This is a genomic window from uncultured Brachyspira sp., from assembly GCF_944393015.1.
Taxonomy (GTDB): domain Bacteria; phylum Spirochaetota; class Brachyspiria; order Brachyspirales; family Brachyspiraceae; genus Brachyspira.
In genome coordinates, this window is record NZ_CALXYQ010000016.1 from 38,595 (window position 1) to 56,004 (window position 17,410).

Sequence of the window (17,410 nt, forward strand, 5' to 3'; positions counted from 1 at the left end):
TTTTTATTTATTATTATCAAACCTCTTAACATTATCATAAATTAGTATTAAATCAAGTAATTATTAATTTTTAATTCAATCTATTTTAAATATTTTTCAAACCAATCTGTAATTTCTTTTAGCCTTCTAAGTCTGTGCTTAGGTTTTCCGCTTCTTGAAAGGTCATGATTTTCACCTTTAAACAAACATATCCTAGATTCAACACCATAATATTTCAAAGCAGTAAACATTTGAAAAGCCTGACTCTGATAGCATCTGTAATCTTCTTCGCTATGTATGAATAATGTAGGAGTCTTTGCATTATTAGCATATTTTAACGGCGACTGTTCCCATAACTTATCAAAACCACTCCATACATCTCCGCCTAACTCATCAGGATTGAAATAATAACCTATATCAGTAGTTCCGAAATCATCTATCCAATTTGATATAGAACGCTGAGAAGCTGCACATTTGAATCTATCAGTATGCCCTATTATCCAATTAACCATAAATCCGCCGTAAGATCCGCCTGTTACTCCTACTCTGCTTTTATCTATATTAGTATATTTTTCAAGAACAATATCAGTAAACTTCATTATATCTTCATAATCAATAGTTCCGTATATTCCTCTTATATCGGCAAATGCATTTCCTTTTCCTTCGCTTCCTCTAGGATTGCAGAAAAATACAAAATAACCCATATTAGCCAAGACCTGCATTTCATTAAAGAATATTTCTCCGTAAGCAGTTTTCGGCCCTCCATGTATATCAAGTATTGCAGGATATTTTTTATTTTCATCATAATTTATTGGCTTTAATACCCAGCCGTCTATTTCAAAATTATTAGGAGTCTTAAATGAAACTTTCTCCGGTATTGATAAACTTTTTTCTTTTAATATATCTTCATTGAAATAAGTTAATTGCTTTTCTGTTTCTTTATTAATACAATATATTTCTTCTAGTTTCAAATCTCTGAAAGCTATAAAATATATATCATCATTAGAAACATCAAAATAATTAACCGCTCCTTGTTTATTAGTGATATTTTTTATATTTCCTTTTAAATCCAAGCATTTAATATGAGCATTTTCATTTTCTGTGCCTACAAAATATATTTTATCTTTATAAACTCTTATATCCTTACCGCCTCCAAAAGAACAATCAGTTCCTATCATATTTCCAAGCCCATTATCATAATGATATACAAGATTAATATTATTATTTTCATCTATTAAATAGAAACTGCTATTTTCATTGAGTCCGTATTTTTTCATGTCAGTCATAACAGATATAATTTTTTCTTTATTATCATCATCGATTATAAAATCAGCAAAGTATATTACGTATTTATTAGAATCTATAATAATTTTTTCTTTTATATTATTAAGATCATTTATATCATATAATCGAAGTTCTGAAGTGGTAGGAGCTTTGTCTTTAAAAGAGTTTATAATACATAATACTTTACCATCTTTATATTTAAAAGAATTAACATTACTGTATTCATCTGTAATAGCAATCAATTTATTTTCTTTTTTATTATAATGATAGAGTCTATCCCTTTTCTTATTTGTTACGCCTACATTATTAATCCAAAAAGGAATTTCATCAAATACTTCATAATCAATTTCTTCTTTAGCCCATTCTAAATAATTATCTTCTTTTCTTTTTTTATCTCTGTTAATATCATAAATTGCTTTTATCAAAAAATTATTTTCATCTATAGAATATAAATCTATTACTTCAAGTTCAATATTAAATAAACTCTCTGCCTCTCCTCCGTTTATATTAATAGAATAAATTAAAGAATAATCAATAAACTCCTCATATTTTTTGCTTTTCAATTCTTCATCTCTTAATGATGATTTAAATATTACAGTATCATTATCAAGCCAAGAAACAAGAGAAGCATCTTTTACTGAAGTGAGTTTATAAATTTTATTTTTTTCAATATTATAAATGAAAGCATCTGAAATATAATTATTATTTTCATAATCCTGATTGCTTTTAACAAACAGTAAATTTTTATTATCTTTTGAAAGCTCTATATTTGATAAAAAATTGAATTTCAAAAAGTCTTTGATATTTAAATTTTCCATATATAAATCCATTATTAAAATTATTTATAAAAATATACTAATAAAAATTAACTTCAATACCTAATATATTTTTCATATAATTATTCCAAGAATTTTCTGATAAAACATTAGAAGTATGTATAAATTGATTAGTATATAATTTATCATCAACTTTTGAAAAAATAGGTAAATAACGTTCCAAATCTTTACGCATATTTCTTAATACAAAATTAGGAACAGTATTAGGCATAGAAACAATAACATAATAATGTATATTGCTTCCTAATTTATTTGATGAATATTCTCTTATAAATGTATCTCTTGCTTTTTGTATACAATCATAGGTGTATGAATGTCCATTTTCTGGTTTTCTATATACAAATTTTGAAAAGAAATCTTTTCTTTCTTCTTCTGTTTGAAGTGATAAATATTTTTTATTATAATTTTTTACTTCAATAAAAACAATTATATTATTAACATATACAATAAAATCAACATTCTTCATGAAATGACTATAATTCAAATTCTCATCATCTATTTTTCTTACAGTGATATTAGAATTATCATCATAAATCATTTTAAAATTACTTTTCTTTTCAAATACTTCCATAATCAATTTTTAAATGCTTTTTCTATAGATTGTAAATGCTGTTCTTCAAATTTATCTTCTATTGAATTATGCTGTATATTATTTAAATATTCATTACTTTCAATTAATACACCATTGTTTTTATCTTCATCAAAATAAAAAGAATGAAACTTTATTTTATCATTTTCTTTTCTTTGTAATTCAAAATCTTCTATGATAAAATTATTATGTGTGGCTAAAAATATTTGAACACCTAATCTTGATAAACTTAGTAATATTTCAACTAGAACTCTTGTGAGTTTAGGATTTAAATTTGATTCAGGTTCATCAAAAAGAAGTATAGTATCTTTATCTATCTCTCCATTTTTTATAAGAAGCCAAAGCAAAGCAAGTTTTTTATGCCCTTCTGCCACCATTGTAAACTGAACTTCACCAAAATCTTTATACTTAATAAAAAATACTTCATCTTTTTGAATAACTATTCCGCCTATTGCATTTTCTATTTTTTTTGTAATATCTTCTAAATATGGATCTAATTCTCTTAATTGAGGCACAAAAGCCTTATTTAAAATATCATAGTATACAGATTCAAAAGATACTTCCCTTTTATTATATAATGAAATAAAACCTTTTGAATTAGTTAAAATATCTTTGCATGGTATGTATGTAAATTTTTTATTAAATGGAAAAATATTCATTTCTTTTAAATAAAGATTAAACGAGTCAATAGTAGAAGCCTCATCTAAATTATTAGCATATTCATTAACTAACATTGAAAAAGGTTTAAAAAATATATGTTTATTAAAAATAATTTCCCAAATTTTTAAAGGAAGATAATTACCAGATACAGAATCTATATTATCTAATGGAAAATGACTGCCAGATAATGCAGAATAATATGTTGGATTTTTCACATCATAGAAATATTCATTTAAACAATAAATAACTTTAAGTAAATGAGTTTTGCCTGTTCCATTCTCACCAATAAATATGTTAACTCCTTTACTGAAATCTGTATAGCAATCTTTAAATACTGTAAAATTATTTATACGAACATTTTCTACATACATATTAAAATACTCCATTATCAATATCGGAGTTAACATTATTAAAATTATTTATTATGTTATACCTAAACAACTATATTTTGTCATAAATAATTTTTTTGAATTTTAAATATCTGCAGGGCTTTGCCCCGCACCCCAGTTCTTTTGTTGGCACAAAGAACCAAAAAGCCTGCATTTTTAATCTAAATTTAGGTTATATCCTATATTTAATAAATATTTTTCAAATATAAAGTTCTAGTAATTGAGTTTTTTGCTACTTTTTTGTGCGGAAAAAAGTAGATAATATATATAAAGTACATCAGTTGACAAAGTTAAAAATTTTTAGTATATCTAATCAAATTTGAATAATAATAAGCAATGTTAGCAGCAACACGGCAATTATTATAAACTAGCTCTTTGTTAGCTTTAAGACTCTTATTTTCTGTTACGCTATGAAGCTTAGCTAGTATATAAGGAGTAACATTTTTTCCTGATATGTTTTTATCCCTAGCCTCTTTTACAGTATCATCTATTATTTTATTGATGTAATCTTTATCCATTTCATATTCTTCAGGTATAGGATTACAAACTAAAACCCCGCCGTTCAAATCTAATTTCCATTTTGTATTAAGTATATTAGCTATATCTTTTGTAGTATCTATTTTATAATCAACTTTGTATCCGCTTTCTCTTGTGTAGAATGCTGGGAAATTTTCTGTTTTATAACCAAGAACAGGTATACCAAAAGTTTCAAGATATTCTATGGTAAGCCCTATATCAAGTATTGATTTTGCTCCTGCACATACAACAGCAACATTTGTTTTGCTTAATTCCTGCAAATCGGCTGATATATCAAAAGTTTCCTGAGCATATCTGTGAACTCCTCCGATTCCTCCTGTAGCAAATACTTTTATTCCTGCAAGAGAAGCACCTATCATAGTAGTTGTTACCGTAGTAGCACCGTCTTTTTTTAAAGCAAGCATAACAGGTAAATCTCTTCTGCTTGATTTTGCTATATTTTTATTAGAGCCCATATATTCGAGTTCTTCTTTATTTAAACCTACTTTTATTCTTCCTTTTATTATCGCAATGGTAGCAGGCACTGCATTATTTTCACGTATATTTTTTTCAGAGTTTAAAGCACTTTCAACATTTTCAGGATAAGGCATACCATGTGATATTATTGTACTTTCTAATGCCACAACAGCCTTTTTCTCATATAAAGCCTCTTTAACTTCTTCGCTTATATCTAAAAATTCTTCTAAATTATTCATATTTATTCTCCAATATTTAATTAATTTTTTATTCCAAAAATATATCTATTCTTTTTGTTACTTTATCAAAATTAGTACCGTCATTAACCGTTTCCTCGCTCTCCAAAGCAAACATAGCCATAACAGCAGCAAACTTCACTTTATAATCCAAATCATAATCATGAAATATAGAATATACAATTCCAGCCATAAAAGCATCACCTGCCCCTGTAGCATTTACAATATTAACCTTTGGAGCTTTAAGATAATATGCTTCATTAATATTATTATAAGTACCGTAACATATACCTAAAGCCCCGAATGTTATATAAATTTCTTTGACGCCTTTTTCTAAAAATATTTTTACAGCCTCTTTTCCTTCTTCTATAGTATTTATATCTCTGTCAATAAGAAAAGATGCTTCATTAGAATTAAGCTTCAAAGCATAAATATGTTTTTCTAATCCTTTTATATGTTCTGATTTTTTTATTGAAACGGCATCGGTAAGAAGTTTTTTATTTGGAAAGTTTTTTATAATGTATTCAAATATATCTCTATTCATAACGGCATCCATAGTTATGAACTCAGCATTTTCTATAATATCTTTTATACTCTCTAAATACTCGATATTTATATTCTTATCTAAAGTATCCATATCAGACATAGCTATTTCCATATCTCTGTCATTATTCATAATAGCTATATATGAAGTGCTGCTTCCATTCCTTACTATATAAGAAACATCAACACCTAATGATTTTATATTATTGAAAAGTATATCACCGAAAATATCATTTCCTATAGAAGTAATAAATTTTATATTTTTCAATCCTATATTCGATAAGTTATTAATGATATTTCTTTCTACTCCGCCTGTACAGACTTTTATTTTTCCCGGATTGGATTCTTTTAAAAGTATTCTGCTTTTTGAAAATCCTTGTATATCTATATTTGAGCCGCCAATAGATACTATATAATTTTTCATTTAATGCCTTTTATATAATAATTATAATAACTATAAACAAAAAAACTAAAAAAAATTAAAAATTAATTCATTTCGACTCTGTCTAAAATACTTCTAGCTAAAGACCTTGAATCTGCATTTTCTATATCGCTTGCTAAAGATATTCCATAAGTGATGCGTGTTACTTTACCGCTAAAATTATTTTCTTTTAATGTTTTATAAATATATGATGCAGTTGTATCAGCTTCTAAAGATGCACTGAATGCTATCATTATTTCTTCTATATTATTTTTATTAACTCTTTCTATAAGTTCTCTTATTCTTATGTCGCTTATACCAATGCCTTTAAGAGGAGATATAAGCCCTCCTAATATATGATAAACTCCATTATATTCTTCTGTTTTTTCTATAGCAAGCATATCCGGATAAGATTCTACAATACATATTTTATTATGCTCTCTCTTATCATTACTGCATATATCACAAATATCATTATCACTCAAACTATAGCATATATTGCATAACTTAATATTTTCATGCAAAGAAGATAAAACCTCTGAAAATTCTTTTAAATATTCATCATCACAGTCAAATAAATACAAGGCAAGCCTCATAGCTGTCCTTGTACCTATGCCTGGAAGTCTTGATATAATCTGTGTAAGTTTATCTAAGGATTGTATATTATTCAAAATGATTATTCCTTTTTATTATCATCATCATTTTTATTATTCATGTTATTCATCATATCATTCATCTTTGATATCATATCTGGAGTTATAGAATCTAAAGAAATATTTATTTTGCCGTCTTTATACTCTACGGAAGTCATTTTGCTTATATCATTAAACATCTGATTCATATCTTTAAAATTCATATTAAACAAATTAGGCTGTGGTTTAGCCTGTTCTCTTTCATTATCAGAATCTTCTTCCTCTAATTTTTTTCTTAACTCATTTACTTTTGAAACAGCTTCATTAATGCTTGAGCTTATCATTTCTTCTAATAATTCTTTCTGATCCTTTGCTAAAAGACTTTCATCTATACTAAAACTAGTTATATTATACGATTTATTCATAGTCAAAGATACTAAATTACCTGCTGAACTGTATTTTATACTATTTTCACTCATAATTTTATACTCCTCTTTATTAATATGATATAATATATATTCTTTTTAATAATTTATCAACAATAATAAAACTGTATAAATTTGACTTTTTTATTCTAAGAATATAACATATACTAGGTTAATGAAAATTGAAATAAAACTATATAATAATGTTTATAAGAAAAATTGTATTTTTAATATTGATATTTCCATCTCTATTGCTATCTCAGCAAATAAAAAAAGAAATAGGCGAAACTTACGAAAAGGAAAATATAGCTGTCTTCGAAATACAAGGTACATCATCTGGATATGGTGAAGAGGTAGGTGCTAAAATGACAGCATTAATAGAAAATTCATTAACAAGAATGAATAGATTTAATATAGTAGATAGGAAAAATTTAGATAAATATTTAAAAGAAATGGAACTTCAATTAACTGGTATCACAGAAAAACAAGTAATTGAAGTTGGTAAAATATACGGATATTCAAAAGCAGTAACAGGTAAAATAGTGGCCGCTAATGTTGCAGTAGAATATAATGATGACGGCAGTTTTAGTTTATATTCTACAGTTGATATGGTACTTCAAATAGTTGATGTAGAAACTACTAAAATACTTTACTCTTCAAAATTACAAGGTTCTGCTTATTACAGTACTAGTACATACCCTTCTTATTCTTTAAGAGAAAGTCTTATTGATAATGCCTGCAATAATTTGGCATACAAAGTAGAAAGTAAAATGAAAAGCATATTCAAAATAACATTAACTATAGCTGATGTAGACGGCGGAAATGTAATACTTCTTGCTGGTAAAAATCATGGAGTAAGTTCAAAAACTAGATTTAAAGTTTATTCCAAAAAAGAAGATATAATACTGCCTTCTGGAAATGTAATAAGCGGAGGATATAACTATAAAGGTACTTTAAGAATAAAAGAACTTAATAATGAATATTCAATAGCAAAAATATCAAGAGGAAATAATATATTGCCGGGAGATATTGCTAGAGAAACAGTTATAGGTGATTTCGGATTCGGAATATTCTTAAATTATGCTTCTTATAACATACAGGCTACAGAAAAAATATATCAAAGCAGTTATAACCCAAATGCAGGAAAAATAAAAATATCATTAAAGAAAAATGAATATGCTTTGGGTCTGCATCTTAAAATGGGATATAATGGTGTATTATTTTCACCAAATTTAAGTATAGGTATATTATTCGGAGACTTTTTAAAATCAAGTTATGCTGTAGACACTAGATTTAATTTCGATATTAATATAAATTTATATCAGGAAGTTTTGAGATTTGTAATTGCTCCTTATATAGGTATGGGAATATCGTTTACAACTATAGGAGAAGTAATTGGAGGAAATTACTATACTGACAGCTACAGCTATTTAAAAAGCGGATCTAAAATAGATTCAAGAGATATTATGTTTGGCATAGGAGCTATAGCTTCTTTACAGTATAATGTTACAGATACTATAGGATTAAATTTAGGAGTTGGATATAGATTTTACACTAATCCTATTAATTTAGGCGTTTTCAGTGATGGTCATGAGGTTTCTTTACCGGAAAAGATTAAAACTGTTAATCTTACAGGATTAGAATTTACATTTGGAGCGTTTTTTATACTATAATGAGTACTAAAATTATATTAATACTATTTATCATATCAAATACATTTTTTGGTGCCTTTTATTTTTCTGATATAGCTAAGGAATACGGAACTAATGAAAATAATAATGCAGTGAAAAAAACTGTAACTGAAACAAATGAACAATTAAAAACTGAATATAATATTGATACTAACAGTGTAGGCTCATTCTTTAGTATGGAAGGTACAAATATTATAAATCAAAATGGAGTTGTAAGTTCACCTGTTATATTGGAAGATACTTATAAAAGCAATCCTTTTAGATATACCGAAGTAACATTTATTTTAACTGCATTTTTCTCATATACTTATGCTACTTATGCAATAATGTTACTATCATCTATAGAAAACTCCAATGTTATTACTTCAACTACAGGAAGAAAAAGATATAAAGATTTATGGGTATCAACTTTGCTATTTGAAATAACAGCTGGATTATTCTGCGGAGCTGCGGTAGCTTATGACAGCTATCAAAGGGTTTATGGTAATAAAAAGAATGACGGATTCAGCTTTAGTTTTGTGCCATTTTATGAGCCAATAAATAAAGATGCTGGATTTCTATTTTCTTTGAATCACCCTCTCTAACAAATAAAATAAACCATTAATTATTTTTTCATACATATAAATATTATAGTAAATTTGTATTGTATACTTAATTTAAATAAAAAATTATGATAGAATACATAAATTTATACCTTAAGCTTATTATAATATTGATATAAACTTAACCTCTGGAAGTAATTATTTTTTTCTTTTTCAATTTTGGAAGTAAATTTTTGTTTATAAGAAGTAAATATGTTATAAAACATAGAGCTATCATTGAAGCTAATATTAAAGCACCCCTGATATTAATATAATTATCATTTTCTTTTATATCTGATGATATTGATGCCTCTCCAGCACTTTTTGTTTCATCTTCATTTTTAATAATCTTTATAATCTTTTCGTTTTTAGTATCATCTAAATAACCGAATGTTTTAGCATAAGATAATATATATTCTTTATCAGTTTTTAACCTTTCTATATTATTTGATATCTGAATTTTTCTTCTATTTAATTCTTCAACTTTCTTTTTTTTAGTTTCTATAATAACTTTTTTAGCATCTAATGTAAGAAACCCTTTAGGGCTGAATACAAATAAATATACCATAAAAGCTATTCCAACTAATATGATACCATAGAATATTTTAGAGCTGATTCTCACATTGAAATACATAAAATTATTAACCTTATAAAATATACAACTTATTATCGGAAGTAATTTATTAAAGTTAATACTATTACATATAAATATTAAACCTACATATATATTTATATAGTGTTTTTAATATTTAAAATACTATAATTATCTACTATTTTTATATTCCATAAACTATTTACTACATTCTTGATAAAATTTCTATTATGGCTTACTATTATCAAAGCACAATTAAAAGAAATTAAAGCCTCTTTCAAACGCTCTATTGAGTCTATATCCAGATGATTCGTAGGCTCATCTAACATTATAATATAAGGCTTTTTTATAACCGCCATTCCAAGCATTATTTTACGCATCTCACCCGGACTATGATTCAATGAATTAATAACAGATTTAGCATTGCTTCCAAGCCTATTTACAAAACTCATTAAAAAACCTAATGATTCATGATCCAATGCCTTTATATTATTAAAAGTATTATTCCAACTTTCTCTATCTATATCCTGAGGAATATATATTATCTTTTCTCTATCTATAGAATTATTATGCATTGTTTCAATTATATAATTTAATAAACTGGTTTTACCTGCTCCGTTTACACCTTCAATTCCTATTCTGCTGTCTTTTTTTACTATAAGTTCGGGATGTCTTAAAACTATACTATTTATTTTTGTTTCTCCTGCCTCTAAATAAAATAAAAACTTACCTTTATATCTTTCTCCAATAAACTCCATATCCATAACTTCTCTTTTCTTAGTATAAAGAGATTCCATTTCTATTACAGTATTATTGTATAAACTTTTGGCCTGCTTAGCCTTAGTTGCAAGTCTTGAATCTTTACCTGTAAGTCTTGCAGCATCAATTTTTCCCTTAGCATCATGATCTTTTTTATCTATATGTCTTTTACTTCCGCATTTGCTTTTTTTAGCATCCGATTCATTTTGTAGTTTTTTGTATCTATTTTCTAATATTTTAGCTTTCTTCCTGCTTTCCTCATATAAACTAAAATTATAATCTTCTTCATCTTTTTCATATCCTCTGCATTGAGTGTAATTACCTATTCTTATCTTGCAATTTCCATTTCTTATAAATATACATTTTTCTACTAACTCATCAAGAAAATCAATATCATGGCTTATAATTATAACTATACAATCGAGTCTTTTTATTACATTAATAAGTATATCTTTGCATTCTATATCAATATGATTCGTAGGCTCATCTAATACCAATATATCAGGATTAGAGTATAAAGCAGAAGCTATTTGTAATCTTTTTCTCTCTCCGAAACTAAGAGTATCAAATCTATATAAATAATTATAATCTATTTTAAATATAGAAGTTAAATATCCTGAGTATGAACTATCATCATAAAATAAATTTTCAGCATTATCAGGTAAATTAATACACTCCTGATCGCAGTAAGCAGTTATAATATTTTTATTTGAATATTCTATGCTTCCTGAATTAGGCTTTAATATTCCTGTTATAAGTTTAGCTAACGTGGTTTTACCGCATCCATTTTCACCTACTATTGCAGTGCATGAATTATCTATATGAAAAGAAACATCATTTAATATATTATCAGAACTATCATAAGAAAAAGAAACTTTATTGAATTTTATAAACATATATAAACCTCTTAAAAAATAATTAATTTAGTGAGAACACTTTTTGATTTTTGGTTAATATAATTTATCACATATTTGTATTATATTGCTGTTATAAAAAATGTCAATAAAAAAGACATGCCAAAACAGCATGCCTTTTTCGTTTTTTACATAATAAATAATTATTGAAAATTAATTAACCTTTCTTTCCACCCATATCCATATACTGACTGTACATAGGTGAAGGAAGCCCGAAACCTCCAGCTACAGGCATAGTTTCACCTGTTATAAATGAAGAATTATCACTTGCAAAGAATAATACTGCATTAGCTATATCTTCAGCAGCTGCCGCTCTGTTTAACGGTACATTCTTCAAAAATGATTTTAGAAACTCTTCTGACATACTCTCCATTGCCCCATCTGTTGCTACAAATCCGGGTAACACAGCATTGCATCTTATATTATTTCTAGCATACTGCACTGCTATATTTTTTGTAAGGAAATTTATTGCTGATTTTGATATACCATAAGCTAGTCTTGACATATCAGGAAAAATACCGCCTACAGATGATATATTTATGATGCTTCCGCCTCCTGTTTTAATCATTTGTTTAACAGCTGCCTTTGAAGGAAGATAAACACTCTTTAGGTTTTCATTAACTATTTTAAAAAAGGCTTCAGTGTCACCATTAACTAAGTCAAAATCTTTACTAGTATCAGTAGTACCGAAATTATTTACAAGTATATCTATTCTATTTTCTTTTTTTATAACATCTTCAATCATAGAAGTAAATGTTTCTTCTTTTGTAGCATCAAAATATACAACATCAGCTTCGCCTCCGTTTTTTATTATCTCATTTGCCACTTCTTTTCCGGCATCAAGTCTTCTTACAGCTAAATAAACTTTCGCACCATTTTCTGCAAGTTTCTTTGAGCATGCTAAGCCTATACCTCTTGTAGATGATGTTACCAATGCTATTTTTTTATCTAAAAGTTTCATAACCATATATCTCCTTTATATTTTATTATTACATTAAATTTAATAAATATTTTTATAATGAATATAACTATTTTAAATATAACTAAACAATTACATTTTATTAATTTATATATTTTGTAAATGTATTATCAACTTTTTCCCGCCGCATACGCTCTGCGGACTTCGTCAAAGTTGCTGCCGCAGGCACGCTTTGCGAAAGTGCAAGTATAAAATTAGTATTAAATCATACTAAAATTGTCTTATATGTAAGATAACCTATTAAATAAAATCCTATATGTAGCCTTTTTGCTTCTTTGTGGCAACAAAAGAAGTGGGGTGCGGGGCAAAGCCCTGCAAATATTTTAAATTTAAAAAATTTATTTTTAACAAAAAATATTTGTTTAGGTATATATAATTCTGTATTTCATAAAAAATACCATAGCAATAATAAAAGTTATAACTTCTGTAATAGGCATGACATACCAAATACTATCTTTTACAAATATTAAAGGCATTATAAATATTAAAATACCGCTTATTATTAGTCCTCTTAATACAGCAATTATAAAAGAAGATGAAGGCTTCATTATTGCCTGAAAATAGTAAGTTGCATATACATTGAAAGGAAGTATTAAAAATGATATAAAATAGGCTCTCATAATATTTTTTGATATAGACAAAGCTTCTTCTGAAGGCTTCATAAATGCTTTCATTAAAAAGTCTGTATTAAAGTATGTGAATAAAGTATATACTATGCTAAGAACCAAAGCTGAAAATATACTGCATTTTACTGCTGATTTTATTCTCTCCATTTTTCCAGCACCTAAATTAGTTGATATTATAGGCTGAGCTGCCTGCCCTATTGCATAAGCTGATGACTGAACTAATATATTAATATTTATTATTACAGAATAAACTGCCAAGGCTGATGTTCCGAAATATTTCATTATCTGCCTATTAAACATTAAAGCCAGTATTCCCATTGCTATATCTATAAAGAATGTAGAAAAGCCAATAGAAGCAATATTCTTTGATAATGAAAATAATTTATTAACCTTTTGAAATTTCAAAGTATTTTTTTTAGTAAATAAATGAGATATCAATATAGAAGCAGTAATAATTTGTCCTATAGCTGTTGCAAGTCCTGCACCAAATATACCCATATCGCATATAAACACAAAGAAATAATCACCGAATACATTGAAAATACCTCCTGCCATAACTCCTAAAGTGGCTTTCATAGGGGCATTATCGTTTCTAAGAAATGCAGCAAAAAATTGACTGAAAGCAAATAGAGGAAGAATAATTTTTATAGGAAGAAAATATCTTTTAGCTAAATTGAGCAGTACTTCATCAGCACCGAAAAAATAAAGTATATTATCTTCAAATATTAATGATAATATCCAAACTATAAATATTACTATTGATAAAGCAATAAATGAGGCGGTAAAGAAATTATTTTGTTTATCATATTCTCCTGAGCCTTTTGCCTTACTGAAAAGTACAGAGCCTCCTATACCAAAAAGAAGTCCTATACCATATATTACATTCCATATAGGAGCAAATACTGCCAAAGCAGCAGCCCCATTATCGCCCTCATATTGTCCAACCATAGCAACATCAACTATAGAATAAATAGCAGCTATCAATGCACTTCCAAAACTAGCAGATAAATATTTAAAAAATATTTTTTTTACATCTGTTTTTAGCATATCCATAAATAAACTCCAATATTAAAGTTTAAAAACAAAAAAGGCTGAATAAGAAATCTAATAATTAGACATCTTATCCAACCTTTGGTATTTTTTCTCTCCAATAAGTCCTCCGATGAACTTGACATGTATTATATCATATACAATTTATAAGTCAAATTTTGGACTAATATTTTTTTATAAATACTAAATTTTATTTCAGTACTTATCATATTTATTTATTGATATTTTTTACATAATATATTATATTAGTATAGTATAAAGTGTATTATTATAGAAAAAATATAAATTAAGAAGATTAAATTTATGAAAAAGTTTTTATTTACATCTATTTTAATGTTAATACTATCTGCATTGGCTTACTCTTTTCCATACAAAATGTATACAGGTATGACTGGAGCATTACGTCTTGGCGGAACTCTTTATCTTAACAATGACAGAATAGGTACATCAAAATATACTTTATCAAGCCCTTTAATGATAAATTTCGGAATATTAAGAAATTTAGATATATTTGCAAGAGTAGTTCCTATAACTTATCTTCCTGAACTAGGTGTAGGTGTACAAGGACAGCCTCAATTTTCTATAATGCCTAGATTCCAATTTTTTAATGGATTCATAGGAGCCATTGAAGTATTATTTCCAGGATCAGATAAACAGAAATTCGGACTTAATCCTCAGCTTCATTATTTAATAGGTTTAGGAGACTTTTTTACAGCCTTCTTCAATTTTGAACTTCCTATGTATTTCGATGATCCAAGGGGAGTTGTTGAATCTATAAGATTAAAGACGGCTTTTGGGGTTTATCCTGGAGCATTATTCGGCTTCTCTTTAGCTGGTATATATTTAGAATATCATTTCGCTTATGATTTTTATAATAGTGCAGTATTATATCTTAATCACTTAGGAGTAGGTCTTTATTTAGTATTAAACAGTGATGCTAGCCTATCTCTAAACTTTACTCCTTATTTAGAGCAATTAGCCTCAGGATTCTATTTCGGAATAGGTGCTTCTATATCATATACATTTGATTTCAGCCAATTCCTTAGATAATAATATATTTGATAATTTAATTAACTAATGCAGTTATAAAAACTATACTATTATTTTTTAGTGTAATGAAAGTTTGAAAGTATCAGGATTTTGATTTGAATTAAAGCTTATAAAATATATTCAGAATACTAATCTATTAATAATTTTATATATTGACTTTTTTTATGTTTTTATATAATCTACTTCAATGATTAAATACTATATTTTTTTAATAATAATGATAACAGTAAATGCACTATACCCCATAGTGATAGTAGAAGAAAAAGTAAGTAAAAAGAGTATGTACCTTTGGCAGAATTTAGAGTATACCCTAACATATACAGGAGATGCTGATAAATTTAAACCTGAAGGTATAAACACAAATGCTATAAGCGATTTTGAAGTGCTTAATGAAAGAGTGGAAATAGAAACTATACATAAAGATAATGAAATTCCAACTATGAATTATAAAATAATATATACTATGAAGCCTTTAAGAAACGGTAAATTAAAAATACCTGAGTTGGAAGCAAGATATTATAATGTAGAGAGAGGAAACAGTTTAGTACCTAAAGAACAGATGATAAATGAACATAATATAAGAGTATTTAGTTCATGGTTCTTATTAATAATGATAGGACAGTGGATTGTAATAATACTTATAGCACTTTTAATTTATAAGTTCATAAAAGATCAGCATAAATTAAATAAAAAGAACTTTGCAAATAAACAAACACCATAATTTTAATATATAAAGAACTATGAGGAATAACATATGACAGATAATATCAATAACAGCGAAAATACAAATGAAATCAGCAGTGAAATAGCTAATGCCAGCAAGGATTTACAAGCTATATCAGAAGCTTCAAAAATGGCTCTTGATGTTGTAAATGCTATAAAAAATGAAATAAAAAAAGTAATTATCGGACAGGAAAATATGCTCGATAAACTTCTATTAGGAATTATATGTGATGGGCATGTATTGTTAGAAGGTGTGCCAGGACTTGCAAAAACATTAACTGTAAAATCATTGGCAAGCACAATAGATGCAAGCTACAAAAGAATACAGTTTACACCGGATTTGCTTCCTGCAGATATAGTAGGTACTGAAATTTACGATATAAAAAATTCAGTATTTCTTCCTAAACAAGGTCCTATATTTTCTAATATAATATTAGCCGATGAGATAAACCGTTCACCTGCTAAAGTACAGTCAGCACTTTTGGAAGCTATGGGAGAACATCAGGTTACTATAGGAGATAAAACATATAGACTTCCTGATGTATTTTTAGTATTAGCAACTCAAAACCCTATAGAACAGGAAGGAACCTACCCTCTTCCAGAAGCTCAGGTTGACAGATTTATGCTTAAAGTTATAGTAAAATACCCTACTAAAAGCGAAGAAAAAACTATAATAAAAAATATGTCATCTTCAAAACCAGCTTCTTTAAAACCTATTACTACTATAGAAACAATAGAAAAATTAAGAAAGTTAGCTAATCAAATACATATAGAAGAAAGATTGATTGATTATATAGTAAACATTATAGATGCCACAAGAAATCCAAAAGATTATAAACTTCAAAGCGAATATATAGAATACGGAGCTTCTCCAAGAGCAGGAATATATTTAACTAAAGCGGCAAAAGCAAATGCTATGATGCAGGGCAGAGGATTCGTAATGCCTGAAGATATAAGAGCCGTTGCTTATGAGGTATTAAGGCACAGAATAAGCGTAAGCTATGAAGCACAGGCTGAAAATGTTAATAGCGATATGATTATAGAAAATCTTCTCGCTAATATCAATGTACCTTAATAGTTTATAAAATATGATTGATTATTAAAGCCTGATTATTAAGTAATCGGGCTTTTTTATAAAGTGATAAACGAGCAGATGATAACTGATAAATAAAAATAAAAAATTGGGTATATATTAACTTACTATGTATATTACTAGATTTTCTATTATACAAATAATAAATTTATTTCTAACATTAGTAATAAAATATATCAACTTTTCCCGCCGCAAAAGTTGCAAAAAGTGAAAATATAAAATTAGTATTAAATAATACTAATTTTGTCTTACTTGTAATATAAAATATTAAATTTAAGTTAAAATATGGCCTTTTTGCTTCTTTGTGGCAACAAAAGAAGTGGGGTGCGGGGCAAAGCCCTGCAAATATTTTAAATTTAAAAAAT

At 26.9% G+C, this 17,410-nt stretch carries 16 protein-coding genes; 5 read left to right on the top strand and 11 right to left on the bottom strand.

What is annotated here, in order from left to right; genetic code table 11:
• Positions 1-80: 80 nt before the first annotated feature.
• The 7 genes from Q0K19_RS07205 to Q0K19_RS07235 all read right to left on the bottom strand — a co-directional run bounded on the left by Q0K19_RS07205 (position 81) and on the right by Q0K19_RS07235 (position 7,041).
• On the bottom strand, positions 81-2,081 hold the full coding sequence (locus Q0K19_RS07205; protein WP_297246748.1) for a S9 family peptidase: 2,001 nt from the start codon (positions 2,079-2,081) through the stop codon (positions 81-83).
• 37 nt (positions 2,082-2,118) lie between these two features.
• The gene (locus Q0K19_RS07210; RefSeq protein ID WP_297246750.1) at positions 2,119-2,670 is read right to left on the bottom strand and encodes a DNA-binding protein; all 552 of its coding nucleotides are present in this window, start codon (positions 2,668-2,670) and stop codon (positions 2,119-2,121) included.
• A gap of 2 nt (positions 2,671-2,672) precedes the next feature.
• Positions 2,673-3,719, bottom strand: coding sequence for an ATP/GTP-binding protein (locus Q0K19_RS07215; RefSeq protein WP_297246752.1), 1,047 nt, complete (start codon positions 3,717-3,719; stop codon positions 2,673-2,675).
• Positions 3,720-4,027: 308 nt separating this feature from the next.
• Positions 4,028-4,969 carry a pseudouridine-5'-phosphate glycosidase gene (locus tag Q0K19_RS07220; RefSeq protein WP_297246754.1) on the bottom strand — a complete coding sequence of 314 codons (942 nt, stop codon included), beginning with the start codon at positions 4,967-4,969 and terminating at the stop codon, positions 4,028-4,030.
• Between the two features lie 28 nt (positions 4,970-4,997).
• Positions 4,998-5,933 (bottom strand): carbohydrate kinase family protein, encoded by a 936-nt coding sequence (locus Q0K19_RS07225; protein ID WP_297246756.1) that lies wholly within the window; start codon positions 5,931-5,933, stop codon positions 4,998-5,000.
• A 62-nt stretch (positions 5,934-5,995) separates the two neighbouring features.
• On the bottom strand, positions 5,996-6,601 hold the full coding sequence (gene recR, locus Q0K19_RS07230) for a recombination mediator RecR (RefSeq protein WP_297246758.1): 606 nt from the start codon (positions 6,599-6,601) through the stop codon (positions 5,996-5,998).
• Positions 6,602-6,606: 5 nt separating this feature from the next.
• The gene (locus Q0K19_RS07235) at positions 6,607-7,041 is read right to left on the bottom strand and encodes a YbaB/EbfC family nucleoid-associated protein (RefSeq protein WP_297246760.1); all 435 of its coding nucleotides are present in this window, start codon (positions 7,039-7,041) and stop codon (positions 6,607-6,609) included.
• Positions 7,042-7,190: 149 nt separating this feature from the next.
• Here Q0K19_RS07235 and Q0K19_RS07240 point away from each other — a divergent pair, with 149 nt between their 5' ends.
• Positions 7,191-8,660 (top strand): CsgG/HfaB family protein, encoded by a 1,470-nt coding sequence (locus Q0K19_RS07240; RefSeq protein WP_297246762.1) that lies wholly within the window; start codon positions 7,191-7,193, stop codon positions 8,658-8,660.
• Complete coding sequence (locus Q0K19_RS07245; RefSeq protein WP_297246764.1) at positions 8,660-9,262, top strand: hypothetical protein; 603 nt, start codon at positions 8,660-8,662, stop codon at positions 9,260-9,262. The genes Q0K19_RS07240 and Q0K19_RS07245 overlap by 1 nt, the downstream gene beginning before the upstream one ends.
• A 139-nt stretch (positions 9,263-9,401) precedes the next feature.
• Here the strand turns inward: Q0K19_RS07245 and Q0K19_RS07250 are convergent, their stop codons facing one another.
• From Q0K19_RS07250 to Q0K19_RS07265, 4 genes are all read right to left on the bottom strand, one after another.
• Positions 9,402-9,893: a septum formation initiator family protein gene (locus tag Q0K19_RS07250; protein ID WP_297246766.1), complete on the bottom strand. Its 492-nt coding sequence runs from the start codon at positions 9,891-9,893 to the stop codon at positions 9,402-9,404.
• A 95-nt stretch (positions 9,894-9,988) separates the two neighbouring features.
• Positions 9,989-11,506, bottom strand: a complete 1,518-nt coding sequence (gene tva(A), locus Q0K19_RS07255) for an ABC-F type ribosomal protection protein Tva(A) (protein ID WP_297246768.1) — start codon at positions 11,504-11,506, stop codon at positions 9,989-9,991.
• A 175-nt stretch (positions 11,507-11,681) separates the two neighbouring features.
• A complete protein-coding gene (locus Q0K19_RS07260) occupies positions 11,682-12,485 on the bottom strand; it encodes an SDR family NAD(P)-dependent oxidoreductase (RefSeq protein WP_297246770.1) in 804 nt (267 codons plus the stop codon).
• Between the two features lie 380 nt (positions 12,486-12,865).
• Positions 12,866-14,182 (bottom strand): MATE family efflux transporter, encoded by a 1,317-nt coding sequence (locus Q0K19_RS07265; RefSeq protein ID WP_297246772.1) that lies wholly within the window; start codon positions 14,180-14,182, stop codon positions 12,866-12,868.
• A 300-nt stretch (positions 14,183-14,482) separates the two neighbouring features.
• Here Q0K19_RS07265 and Q0K19_RS07270 point away from each other — a divergent pair, with 300 nt between their 5' ends.
• The 3 genes from Q0K19_RS07270 (at position 14,483) to Q0K19_RS07280 (ending at position 17,027) form a co-directional block, all read left to right on the top strand.
• On the top strand, positions 14,483-15,229 hold the full coding sequence (locus Q0K19_RS07270) for a hypothetical protein (RefSeq protein ID WP_297246774.1): 747 nt from the start codon (positions 14,483-14,485) through the stop codon (positions 15,227-15,229).
• Between the two features lie 217 nt (positions 15,230-15,446).
• Complete coding sequence (locus tag Q0K19_RS07275; protein WP_297246776.1) at positions 15,447-15,950, top strand: BatD family protein; 504 nt, start codon at positions 15,447-15,449, stop codon at positions 15,948-15,950.
• A 132-nt stretch (positions 15,951-16,082) separates the two neighbouring features.
• Positions 16,083-17,027 (top strand): AAA family ATPase, encoded by a 945-nt coding sequence (locus Q0K19_RS07280; RefSeq protein ID WP_367172148.1) that lies wholly within the window; start codon positions 16,083-16,085, stop codon positions 17,025-17,027.
• Positions 17,028-17,410: the final 383 nt, after the last annotated feature.

Excerpts from the sequence above, each read along its gene's own strand:
- Q0K19_RS07250 (WP_297246766.1), bottom strand. The coding sequence starts at position 9,893 with ATGTATTTCAATGTGAGAATCAGCTCTAAAATATTCTATGGTATCATA.
- Q0K19_RS07275 (WP_297246776.1), top strand. The coding sequence starts at position 15,447 with ATGATAACAGTAAATGCACTATACCCCATAGTGATAGTAGAAGAAAAA.
- Q0K19_RS07225 (WP_297246756.1), bottom strand. The coding sequence starts at position 5,933 with ATGAAAAATTATATAGTATCTATTGGCGGCTCAAATATAGATATACAA.
- Q0K19_RS07240 (WP_297246762.1), top strand. The coding sequence starts at position 7,191 with ATGTTTATAAGAAAAATTGTATTTTTAATATTGATATTTCCATCTCTA.
- Q0K19_RS07235 (WP_297246760.1), bottom strand. The coding sequence starts at position 7,041 with ATGAGTGAAAATAGTATAAAATACAGTTCAGCAGGTAATTTAGTATCT.
- Q0K19_RS07215 (WP_297246752.1), bottom strand. The coding sequence starts at position 3,719 with ATGTATGTAGAAAATGTTCGTATAAATAATTTTACAGTATTTAAAGAT.
- Q0K19_RS07205 (WP_297246748.1), bottom strand. The coding sequence starts at position 2,081 with ATGGAAAATTTAAATATCAAAGACTTTTTGAAATTCAATTTTTTATCA.
- Q0K19_RS07260 (WP_297246770.1), bottom strand. The coding sequence starts at position 12,485 with ATGAAACTTTTAGATAAAAAAATAGCATTGGTAACATCATCTACAAGA.
- Q0K19_RS07280 (WP_367172148.1), top strand. The coding sequence starts at position 16,083 with ATGGCTCTTGATGTTGTAAATGCTATAAAAAATGAAATAAAAAAAGTA.
- Q0K19_RS07210 (WP_297246750.1), bottom strand. The coding sequence starts at position 2,670 with ATGGAAGTATTTGAAAAGAAAAGTAATTTTAAAATGATTTATGATGAT.
- Q0K19_RS07265 (WP_297246772.1), bottom strand. The coding sequence starts at position 14,182 with ATGGATATGCTAAAAACAGATGTAAAAAAAATATTTTTTAAATATTTA.
- Q0K19_RS07270 (WP_297246774.1), top strand. The coding sequence starts at position 14,483 with ATGAAAAAGTTTTTATTTACATCTATTTTAATGTTAATACTATCTGCA.
- Q0K19_RS07245 (WP_297246764.1), top strand. The coding sequence starts at position 8,660 with ATGAGTACTAAAATTATATTAATACTATTTATCATATCAAATACATTT.
- Q0K19_RS07220 (WP_297246754.1), bottom strand. The coding sequence starts at position 4,969 with ATGAATAATTTAGAAGAATTTTTAGATATAAGCGAAGAAGTTAAAGAG.